This window comes from Mycobacterium sp. UM_WGJ (assembly GCF_000455125.1).
Classification (GTDB): Bacteria; Actinomycetota; Actinomycetes; order Mycobacteriales; family Mycobacteriaceae; genus Mycobacterium.
The window spans coordinates 1-1,431 of sequence record NZ_AUWR01000103.1 but is presented as its reverse complement, the minus strand read 5'-3'; the positions used below and the strand labels follow the sequence as shown (position 1 = coordinate 1,431).

The 1,431-nt window shown below is 70.9% G+C and carries 1 protein-coding gene; it reads right to left on the bottom strand.

What is annotated here, in order from left to right; all coding sequences use genetic code 11:
• Nucleotides 1-1,431 (bottom strand): HNH endonuclease signature motif containing protein (locus N416_RS22030; RefSeq protein ID WP_024444048.1); only part of this gene is annotated, 1,431 nt, incomplete at both ends.

The following is a 1,431-nucleotide window of genomic DNA, read 5'->3' as shown; positions in this document are numbered from 1 at the left end:
CGGTCTTGGGTGCGGGTGTTTTTGCGGGTGGGCATCATGAGGTTGCGGTCGGCTGTTGAGGCCGGGGCGGTGGCTGGTGGTGCGGTGGTGGGTAGGCACAGGGTGGGGAATAGCAGGGCGCTGCCGGGTTGTGTGGTGTAGGTGTGGCCGGTGGGGCTGGTCCATTCGATGGTGCCGTTGGGGTGTTGGCGGTCGCTCCAGCCGCGGTGGCCGGTCCAGAAGGTTTTGAGCAGGTGGTGTTTTCGGCAGAGGCAGCGCAGGTTGGCCGGGTGGGTGGCGCCATGCGGGTGGGCTACGGCGTGGTCGATGTCGCAGTAGTTGGCGGGCTGGTCGCAGCCGGGGAAGCGGCAGGTGAGGTCGCGGGCGCGGATGAAGGCGGCCAACGCGGTGGAGGGCCGGTAGTGCGGTTCGGCTGGCAGGTTGGCGGGGTTGCGCAGCGGTGTGGTGGTGGCGCCGTTGGTGATGAGCTGGGCTAGTAGTGGGGCGGGCACGGTGCCGCCGCCGATGAGGTGTCCGGAGCGTGGCGGTTGTGTGCGCGGGGTGGGTGTGGGGGTGCTGGGTGGCTGGGGGCCGTTGCCGAATCGCGGATCGGTCGGGGTGTTCAGTGCGGTTTGGTCGGCGAGGACGTAGACGGTGACGTTGGTGGCGCGGGCGTCGCTGCTGGCGGCGGGGCAGTCGGTGTTGGTGCAGGCGCAGGCCAGGGTGTCGGCGCCGGCGGCCAGGGCGCCGAGGGCGTCGGCGCGGCGTTGGGCCAGGGTGCGGGGGTCGTCGTCGCAGACGGTGTGGGCCAGTTGGGTCAGGCGCCGGTCTAGGGCGGTGGCGTCGGTGGCCCAGAGCCGGCCCCATAGGGCGGTGGTGCCGTTTTCGCTGTTGCGGGTGTCGATGGTGACGTCGCGGCTGCGGGCGTCGCGGTCTTGGCGGCGGAGGGCGTCGGGGTCGTATCGGTCGATCAGGGCGTCGATGGCGGCCGCGGTTTTGGTCGCCGAGAGCGGCCCTAGTGCGGTGGCGATCTCGGCGAGTTCGGTGTCGATGGCGTGCAGGAGGTAGGGGTTGGTGATCAGCGTGGTGCGCCAGACGATGGTGGCGACCAGTCGGGAGTTGATCGCCCCGGTGAGGAACAGTGCGGCCACCTGGGGCAGCCGGTCTCGCAGTGCCGAGGCCAGATACATCTGCGAGGAGGCCATGCCGTGGCTGATCTGCTCGGCGGCGGCGACCTCGCTGGCCGCGGCGTCCCAGTAGTCGCACGACCAGCGTGACCGGTTGACCGCATCGGTTCCGTGGGTGCGCCGTGCGACCAACTCGCCGATGACAGCCAGCCGGCGTGCCGCGGCGGCGGCCTCCAGCCGGGCCCACCCCGCGATCGCCGCCACCAGGGCTTTGTCGTCGGCATCGGCCAACGACCCCGGCTCAGGCAGATCCGTATCGAACATA